This is a genomic window from Geodermatophilus africanus, from assembly GCF_900107105.1.
Classification (GTDB): domain Bacteria; phylum Actinomycetota; class Actinomycetes; order Mycobacteriales; family Geodermatophilaceae; genus Geodermatophilus; species Geodermatophilus africanus.
Genome location: NZ_FNOT01000011.1, coordinates 168,296 through 176,887, shown reverse-complemented (window position 1 = coordinate 176,887; position 8,592 = coordinate 168,296). Strand labels below are relative to the sequence as shown.

Below are 8,592 nucleotides of genomic sequence, written 5' to 3'. Positions count from 1 at the left end.
TGCGCGGCGACCAGCAGCGCCACCTCCCGGTCATCCCCTGTCCTCACCTCGAGCGCCGCCTCCATCGCGCCAGCATGCCCTGACCGTGCGGACCAAGGTGACCGACGAGGCGCCGAGCGCGTGCGTACCAGCGGACCCCGCAGATCTGCGTGCCGTCCGCAACAGCCTGCGGCGCAGGTCCTGGCCGACTTGAGACCGACCACGGCCGTGTCGAAGAGGGATCCGCTATTGGAAGGGCGCGGGTTCGCGAGAGCCTGCTCGTTATCGGGCGCCGAGTGCCGGCATCAGAGACCGCGTGGCGCGAGGCGGGGCAACGTCGCGGACGCGACAGCAAGCGCCACGAGCCGTACTGCGTTCACTCGATGCCAGGTGGACACGAGCCGGTGTCTGTCGACGTCGGTCAGAGGAGGAATGCGCGCCATGAAGTACACCAACTCGATCGAGATCGCCCTGCCGCGGGAGAAGGTGGCCCAGCTGCTCGCCGACCCGGCACACATACCGAAGTGGCTGCGGGGCCTGGTGCTGCACGAGCCGGTGAACGGGATACACGGGCAGCTCGGTACCAAGTCGCGGGTCGTGATGCAGTCGGGGCAGCGGAAGATCGAGTTGACCGAAACGGTCACACGCCGGGATCCGGCAGACCTGCACGGGATCCCGATAGAGAGCGTCGTTCACTTCGACCGCGAGATTGTCGGCGCGGGCATGTGGAGCGTCCAGCGCGATCGGCTGACCGAAGCCAACCCGGACACGACGCTCTGGGAAAGCGAGAGCGAATACCGGTTCAGCAGCCTGCTGATGCGGCTGGTGGGGCTTCTAATGCCCGGATCCTTCCACAAGCAGTCGCAGCAGCACATGCAGGATTTCAAGGCGTTCGCCGAACAGGGGAAGGATGTCCGCGAAGGGAGGAACTGATCTGCCGCAAACAGCAACGAGAATCTCCGACGGCGATCGGCCGCTGCTTGGAGCGCCCGGTCACGGGATCTCGGGGCGTGATCATCATCGGGCACTTGCGTTCCCACGTTCGGGTTCCTGGTGAGCGATCCCGCTACGGCATGCTCTCCCCGGAAAGGTCCAGTCGCATGATCGCTCGCTCGGCGTTCGGTCGTTGGATGCACGTGAAGCCGAAGCGGGCGAATGCGCCCTCGCGACCCACGTGCAGATCCCCCGAACGCCGGACACCGACGGCAAGCGGCCACGCTTCGATGGCTGAGGCGCCGTTCCCCCGAGCGAGCGAGACCGCTCCCCGCACGAGAGGGCCCACGACGCCGGAGCCCCGGTGATCCGGTCGGACGATCATGCAGGCAACCAGCCAGACCTGCTGGTCTTCGCTCCGAGGACGTTGCGCCAGCAGGCCGCTGCGACCAGCGATCGCGATGAGATAACGCGTCCGTGGGCCGCAGGCGCACCAGCCGACGGGCTCACCGTCGAGCGTGGCCAGCACCCCCATCGGGGCCTGCGCGCCGCGGGCCAGCTCCTCGAAGCGCCGTCGGTTCCCGCCCCCGTACCACCCACGTGCGAACTGCCGACTGGTGGAACAGAACGCCACGCACCAGCAGTGCCTGGTCGCCCGCTCCGCGCTGAACAACCGCCGCACGAGATCGAACTGGTCCGCGTCAACCTGCTGGACCTCGTACTCGGACACGGTCCAGACCGTACGTGGGTGCGAGGGCCACAGGTGTGAAAACGGCTCTCGGCGACCTGCGCTCCGATGTGCTTCGGCCGACCCAGCCCGCAGCAGGTGTGCCGATGAGGGATCCCCCTGCGGGACACGGTGGTTCCGGCCGCCGACGGAGCTCGAACGTCGCCGTTGCGGGTTCGCCTTGCGGGACAGGGGTGCGGGTCGGGGTAAATCAGCCGGGAAGCGAGTCGCCCAGAGCGGCCCACCTAAGTGGGCCGCTCTGGGACAGAGGGCGGCCTCAGGAACAGGAGGGGCGGCCCCGCCGCCCGCAGGTTTGGAGCAGCGGGGCCTGACCGCGACAGCTCCCGCGGAAGCGGCTGCGGCTGCTCGTGAGTCTCCGCGGGTTCCGGATCCGGGGCGACTCTGTAGGTGCCGGGCCGGGGCCCGGGTCGGCCCCAGCGCCGGGCGGGCTCACTGGATGGGGAATCGGCCGGTGTGGACCAGCTCGTCGGCGATGTCGCGAACCTTTCTGTTGCTGTTCATCGACGCCCGGGAGAGCACTTGGAACGCCTCGTCGGCGGTCAGCTTGTAGCGCTCCATCAGAATGCCTTTGGCCTGGTCGATGACCGCCCGGGTCTCCAGTGCGACCTGCAGGTTGTCGGCCATGTTCCGGGCGCTCTGGTACGCGTGCATGTTGGCGACGGCGATCGCGGCGTACGGGGCGAATCCGGTGCCCGCCGCCCGGGTGTCCGCGTCGAACGCATCGGCCTCACGGGCGTAGATGTTCAGCGCTCCGGAGATCTGCTCGTCCTCGTCGATCGCCAGAGGGATGGACAGCGAGCTGAGGTTGCCGCGCTCGGCCGCCCTGGGCGTGTAGTCGGGCCACCGGGTCTCGGTGCGGGTGTCGGCGATCTCGGTCAGCTCACCGGTGCGGGCGGCGTGCAGGCAGGGGCCGTGGCCGCGTTCGTACTGCCGCTCGTCGAGGTCGGTGGCCAACTGTCCGGTGGACACCACCGTGGTGGGCTTGTCCTTGACCAGCAGAAGCACCGACGTCTCGGGGTTGCCGGGCATCACCGTCTTGCTCAGCTCGGCCACCTGCTGCAGCAGGCTCTCCATCGACAGCTCACGCAGGGCCAACCGGCCTAGGCGCTCCAGTGCCTCGGCGGCGTTCCCGGGCTGCGGGTTCTCGTTGCTGGCCACGGCTGGCCTCCGGTCGTCTCGTACCGGGGGCGGGTGACCTCGGCCGCGGACCCCGACGTGAGGTCCGTGCAAGCGGAGTACGCCGTTGTGTGACGCACGATCGGCGCCGGGCCATCCCTGACGCCTGACCGAACCCTACGCGCATCGAGAGTCCCCGCGCGGCCCCCGGCGACGGGGGGAAGAAGGTCGGCCTTGAAGGACCCGGGGCCCGGAGTCTCAGTGGTGACAGGAACGGCCTGACGGGACACGGTCTGGCGTCTCCAACAAGACGTTGCAGAAGTAGGTAGTTGGGCCCTGGCGGGCGACACCGGGTCGGCGCAGGGTGCCGCGCACGTCGTCGGTGTCTTCCCCGCCACGGTTGATCAGTGACGAGCTGTGGGCGCTGGTCGAGCCGTTGATCCCGCCGCAGCCTCGGCGGTGCATGGCCGCACCGGCTGGCCCCGGGTCTCCGACCGAGACGTGCTGGAGGGCATCGCCTTCGTGTTTTCCATCGGCATCGGCTGGACCAAGCTGCCGATCGAGCTGGGCTTGGGACTGCTGCGCCTTCAGTTGACACTCGTTCTGCGGGACCTTGTCCCGCGGAGAGGATGTCGCTGTGCCCAAGAAGTTCCCGCCGGAGTTCAAGCGTGACGTCGTCCGGGTCGCTCGCCGCGGTGATCTGAGCCAGGCCGAGGTCGCTGCCGACTTCGACATCTCGGTCGAGTCGGTGCGCCGCTGGGTGCGCCAAGCCGACGTCGATGACGGTGTCGTCGACGGGCAGACCAGCAGCGAGCAGAACGAGCTCGTGCAGCTGCGCCGCGAGAATCGGCGGCTGGAGATGGAGAACGAGATCCTGCGCCGAGCCGCGGCCTACTTCGCCGCCGGCTCCCTCCCAAATGAGCTACCCGCTGGTCCGTGACCTGGCCGCCGAGGGCATCCCGGTGCGGCTGACCTGCGGGGTGCTGGACCACTCGCCCAGGCCTACTACGCCTGGCTGTCAGCTCCGGTGAGCCGGCGCGACCTCGAGGACGCCTACCTCACCAACGCGCTCATCGACGCGCACGCCGAGGACCCGGAGTTCGGCTACCGGTTCCTGGCCGACGAGGTCGAGCGTGCCGGGCACCTCGCGGGCGAGCGGCGGATCTGGCGGCTGTGCTCGCAGCAGCAGCTGTGGTCGACCACGGTGCGCGCGGGGCGGCGAGGCGCGGGCAAGACGCCTGGCCCGGCGGTGCACGAGGACCACGTGCAGCGGAACTTCACCGCGCAGCGCCCCGACCAGGTCTGGGTCACCGACATCACCGAGCACCCCACCGCCGAGGGCAAGCTCTACTGCTGCGCGATCAAGGACCTGTTCAGCAACCGCATCGTCGGCTACGCCCTCGACGAGCGGATGACCGCCCAGCTGGCCGTCACCGCCCTGCGCACGGCGGTGGCCAGGCGCTGTCCGGCCGGTGTGGTGGTGGTGCACAGCGACCGCGGATCCCAGTTCCGGGCAAGATCCTTCCGGGCCGTGCTGGCCGCCGCCGGGCTGCAGGGCTCGATGGGCCGGGTCTCCGCGGCCGGCGACAACGCCGCCATGGAGTCCTGGCACGCACTAATGCAGAAGAACGTCCTGGACCGCCGCCGCTGGCGCACCCGCGACCAACTCCACCAGGCGGTCGTGTTCTGGACCGAACACACCTACAACCGCCGCCGGCGCCAACGCGCCCTCGGCAAGCTCACCCCGGTCGAGCACGAACTCGCCTTCACAGATCAAGACGCCGCCGTTGCGGCATGATCAGTCCTAACCGCCGTCAACCGGAGCTGCAGCAGTCCCAACGTCTCCGGCCGGGCCGGTGCCGGCAGCAGCAGGCGGACAAGTCGGGCGGAAGGCACGAAGCCAGTCAGACGAAGGGTCACACCCACTACTGCCGACGGTCAGCTCATCACCGATGCACTGACCCGACCAGGCTCACAGTCAGTCGAGACGCGGGCATAGCCGATCAACAGCGCCGCCATGGCGTACCTCCACACGGCAGGCCGACGCCGGCGCTCCGGTGCGTCGGTCACCGGCGACGGCCGCAGCCGCTGGCGGCGAACGGTGATCATCACGGGCTACCGTCGAATGCCTCGTCACTACGACGTCACTTTCGCAGGGGACAACATCGACGCCCGCGAGGGATGCAGCATCTGCATCGCCATCTTGGTCGCTCACTGCAGTCGCCCGTATGTCGAGGATCCGCCGTCGGTTCCGTCCCAGGGCTGGACCGATGAGACGAGCACCGGAGGATGCACCCCATGTCACAGATCCGACGGTTCGACCATGTCGGCATCACGGTCGCGGACCTCGACGCGGTGACGGCGTTCTTCGTCGGGCTGGGTCTCGAGGTCGAGGGCACGCGGATGTTCGTCGAGGGTAATTTCCTGGACACCGTCATCGGCATCCCCGACTCCCGCACCGAGATAGTCATGCTGCGGCCGCCCGAGGGAGGTACCCGGCTGGAGCTGTCGAGCTTCGTCCGGCCCGACCACGAGCCGGGATCGCCCGCCGCGATGGCCAACGAATTGGGGCTGCGCAACGTGGCCTTCGAAGTGGGCGACCTGCAGGCGGCGGTCGACCAGCTGGCTGCGGACGGCTACGGCCTGGTCGGCGGCATCGGTCAGTACGAAGACATTTGGCGCATGGCCTACGTGCGCGGACCGGAGGGGATCATCGTGTCCCTGGCCGAGCGGATCGGCTGACGCCGCCGTCGTCGAAGCCGACCCGTGCGGTCGTACAAGCGCGGCGGCCGGTCGTCGAAGGCCGTGGCCGGCCGCGCGTACGGATCGCGCGTTATCGGAGCACCTCCGCAGCGAGTATCCGCTCACGCTGCGACGTGTTCGACCGTCCCGCTCACCGTTCCCTCTGTGGGACGGGCTCAGGAGTGGGACGAACGAGCCGAGCCGGCCGCGCCGCCCAGCCGGGAGGTGGTCCTCACGCAGACCCGACGTGTTGCTCCTCACTGCTGGCGAGTGGTCAGCCGGTCAGCCGATGCGGCCAGCGCGGCGGGACCGGGTGAGGACCAGTCCGCCGAGGACGGCGGCGGTGAGCCCGACCGCCAGGGCCAGGAGGCCTCCGACGATCCCGGAGCCAGTGCCAGGGCCTCCGTCGGCGGCGGCCACGACCAGTCCGCCGACGCCCGCCCCGGCCAGCCCCGTCACCAGGGCCACCACGCCGCCCCTCCCGCTGCGGGTGCCGGGACGACCAGGGGAACGGGCCAGGGCCAGCCCTCCGACGATCGCGCCGGTCAGCCCCAGCAACACGGCCACCACGGACCAGGAACGCCCAGGGGTGAAGGCGCCGACACCAGCGCCGGTCGACTGGACCACGACATGCGCGGCTGCCGGCGCGGCAGACCCCAGGAGTGCGAGCGTGGCGGAGATTGCTGAGGCGATCAGGTGAGTGACGGACATGGTGCATCTCCTCTGCTGCTCGTCACGTCGCCGGGGTCGGCGCCGTCACTGCAGTGACGGGCGTCGACGGGAGGATGTGACCGATGGACGAGGAAGCGGCAGGACCGCAGCCGCTGGCCGAGCAGTTCGAGGCGCATCGCGCGCACCTGCGGGCGGTCGCGCACCGGATGCTCGGCTCGGCGGAGGAGGCCGACGACGCCGTGCAGGAGGCGTGGCTGCGCCTGCAGCGCCACGGGTCCACCGACGTGGCCAACCTTGGTGGGTGGTTGACCACGGTCGTCGGTCGGGTGTGCCTGGACGTGCTGCGCCGCCGGAGGGCTCGCCGCGAGGAGCCACTGGACCTGCACGCGCCGAACCTCGAGGGTGGGCCCGAGCCGGAGCACGAGGCGGAGCTGGCCGACTCTGTCGGCCTGGCACTGCTCGTCGTGCTGGACACCCTGACGCCGCCGGAGCGGCTCGCCTTCGTGTTGCACGACCTGTTCGCCGTCCCCTTCGACGAGGTCGCGGCCGTCCTCGACCGCAGTCCGGCCGCGGCGCGACAACTGGCAAGCCGCGCCCGGCGCCGGGTGCAGGGTGTGCCGGCGGGCGCCGCCGACCCCACGGACGCCCGGCGCCGCCAGGAGGTGGTGCAGGCGTTCTTGGCCGCCGCACGCGGGGGCGACTTCGCGGGGCTACTGGCCGTGCTGGACCCGGATGTCGTGCTGCGCGCAGACGCCGCCGTTCCCGATCTTGGTGGGCTGCAGCGGCTCAGCGGCGACCAGGCGATCGCCCGCGCCTTCCTGGGCAAGGCGCGGGCCACACGAGCAGCGCTGCTCGACGGAGCCCCCGGGGCGGTGTTTCTGCTCGGTGGACGGCTGCGCGGGGCGCTGGAGTTTGTCGTTTCCGGCGGCCGGATCACCGCCGTGGACGTCGTCTTCGACCCCCTCGTCCTCGACGCGCTCGACGTGGTGCTCCTCGAGGACTGATTCGTGGCACCCGTGTGCGGCCCCGACGGGGCGTAGTGGGTACTCCACTGAATCACGCGGTAGTGGCCAGGGGCTGACTCACGGTGTCGGCACCGTCGTCACGCTGGTCAGCGCTCGGCGCCGCCCCGCGTTCAGTCCCTCGGCGTCGTCGGGCTGCTGCCGCATCGCCGTACTCGCCGGTACAGCACTCTGTAGGTCCACGGCACGCCGTGTCCCAGCTCCGGCCCTTCACCGACGGATCGCGCCCGGGCACGTCACTCCACGCGGTCGAGAATCTCCCGCAGGATGGAGGCGCCGAGTAGCACGACCTCGGGAATCGGCTGCAGCGCCCAGGGTGGCGGCTCGGTGCCGTGCGCCTGCGCGGCCATCCGGGCGAACTGGCGCTCGAAGCCAGCAGGGGTGCACACGAGCAGGTACCGCGCCGGGGCATCGCGGCGGTTGACGAGCGCGTGCGCGGCACCGCGCGGGGCGAAGGCCAGCTGTCCGCCAGTGCAGGCGAGGAGCGCGTCGCCGATGCGGAAGACGAGCTCGCCTTCGAGTATGTAGAAGGCTTCGTCGAAGTCGTGCCTGTGCAGCGGAGGTCCCGCGCTGCGCGCCGGGACGATGTTCTCCACCACGGACACGTGGCCACTGCTGTCCTCGCTGCGCAGCAGGACAGTGCTGCGTAGATCGGGGGGCATGGCTTCCCTCTCGGTGTCGACTGGGGCGCGGTCAGGCGCCGGCGGGTTGGAAGAGCTCGACGGGGTTGCCGCAGGGGTCCTCGATGAGGACCTGCCGCCCTCCGGGGCCGCTGACGACGTCGTTGCGGAAGGTGACACTGGCGGCGCGCAGCCGGCTCACCTCGGCGTCGAGGTCGTCTACGACGAGGTGCATGCGGTTCCAGCCGCCCGGCACGGGCGTGCGGCCGTCGGGCATGGGCCGCCCAGCCGTGCTGGCCGGGCCGCTGAGGAGGAGCCGCAGCGGGCCGCGCACAAGCTCGGCGAAGGCCGGCCGGGCGTCGGCTCGCAGGGCGAAGCCGAGCTGGCGGGCGTAGAAGGCGACGGCGGTGTCGACGTCGTCGACCAGGTAGCGGACGCTGCCGACCCCCTCGAGCGTGGCGGGGATCTGCGTTCGAGCATTCACGGCGGTTCTCCTCTGCTGCCTGTCACATCGCCGCGGGCGGCGCCGTCACAGCACTGACGGACCGCGACGGGAGGATGTGACCTGTGAGCGAGGCCTCGGCACGAGCAGAGCTGCTGCTGGCCGAGCGTTCGAGGCGCACCGCGCACACCTGCGGTCGGTCGCGCACCAGAGGCCCGGCTCCACCCATCCTGCATGTTGTCGATGGGAATCCGTGCCCACTCAGGGATCCCCTGCGGGACGCCGATCGGCTCCGGGTTCATGGCCTCGGCTGCGTCG

General features: G+C 70.3%; 8 protein-coding genes and 2 pseudogenes. 5 read left to right on the top strand and 5 right to left on the bottom strand.

Annotation, left to right across the window (positions count from 1 at the left end; genetic code table 11):
* Nucleotides 1–420 precede the first annotated feature (420 nt).
* The gene (locus BLW63_RS18710; protein WP_091159627.1) at nucleotides 421–912 is read left to right on the top strand and encodes an SRPBCC family protein; all 492 of its coding nucleotides are present in this window, start codon (nucleotides 421–423) and stop codon (nucleotides 910–912) included.
* Nucleotides 913–1,045: 133 nt separating this feature from the next.
* On the opposite strand, the gene BLW63_RS18705 is transcribed toward BLW63_RS18710, so the two are convergent.
* Together BLW63_RS18705 and BLW63_RS18700 are read right to left on the bottom strand one after the other, a co-directional pair.
* Nucleotides 1,046–1,642, bottom strand: coding sequence for a GNAT family N-acetyltransferase (locus BLW63_RS18705; protein ID WP_091159564.1), 597 nt, complete (start codon nucleotides 1,640–1,642; stop codon nucleotides 1,046–1,048).
* Between the two features lie 447 nt (nucleotides 1,643–2,089).
* On the bottom strand, nucleotides 2,090–2,818 hold the full coding sequence (locus BLW63_RS18700; protein ID WP_091159563.1) for a GAF and ANTAR domain-containing protein: 729 nt from the start codon (nucleotides 2,816–2,818) through the stop codon (nucleotides 2,090–2,092).
* A gap of 322 nt (nucleotides 2,819–3,140) precedes the next feature.
* Between BLW63_RS18700 and BLW63_RS18695 the strand changes: the two are divergent.
* The 3 genes and pseudogenes from BLW63_RS18695 to BLW63_RS18685 all read left to right on the top strand — a co-directional run.
* Nucleotides 3,141–3,352 (top strand): annotated as a pseudogene (locus BLW63_RS18695) (transposase); the annotation flags it as partial.
* A 61-nt stretch (nucleotides 3,353–3,413) separates the two neighbouring features.
* Nucleotides 3,414–4,574, top strand: a pseudogene (locus BLW63_RS18690) (IS3 family transposase).
* 500 nt (nucleotides 4,575–5,074) lie between these two features.
* Nucleotides 5,075–5,518, top strand: coding sequence for a VOC family protein (locus tag BLW63_RS18685; RefSeq protein WP_091159624.1), 444 nt, complete (start codon nucleotides 5,075–5,077; stop codon nucleotides 5,516–5,518).
* 282 nt (nucleotides 5,519–5,800) lie between these two features.
* On the opposite strand, the gene BLW63_RS18680 is transcribed toward BLW63_RS18685, so the two are convergent.
* Complete coding sequence (locus BLW63_RS18680; protein ID WP_170856852.1) at nucleotides 5,801–6,229, bottom strand: DUF6223 family protein; 429 nt, start codon at nucleotides 6,227–6,229, stop codon at nucleotides 5,801–5,803.
* Nucleotides 6,230–6,312: 83 nt separating this feature from the next.
* On the opposite strand from BLW63_RS18680, the gene BLW63_RS18675 reads away from it, so the two are divergent.
* The gene (locus tag BLW63_RS18675) at nucleotides 6,313–7,194 is read left to right on the top strand and encodes a sigma-70 family RNA polymerase sigma factor (protein ID WP_091159561.1); all 882 of its coding nucleotides are present in this window, start codon (nucleotides 6,313–6,315) and stop codon (nucleotides 7,192–7,194) included.
* 254 nt (nucleotides 7,195–7,448) lie between these two features.
* Here BLW63_RS18675 and BLW63_RS18670 read toward each other — a convergent pair whose 3' ends face one another.
* Entirely contained in the window at nucleotides 7,449–7,817 is a 369-nt protein-coding gene (locus BLW63_RS18670; protein ID WP_170856851.1) for a cupin domain-containing protein, read from the bottom strand.
* Nucleotides 7,818–7,905: 88 nt separating this feature from the next.
* Nucleotides 7,906–8,316, bottom strand: coding sequence for a VOC family protein (locus BLW63_RS18665; protein ID WP_211517178.1), 411 nt, complete (start codon nucleotides 8,314–8,316; stop codon nucleotides 7,906–7,908).
* Between the last annotated feature and the right edge of the window lie 276 nt (nucleotides 8,317–8,592).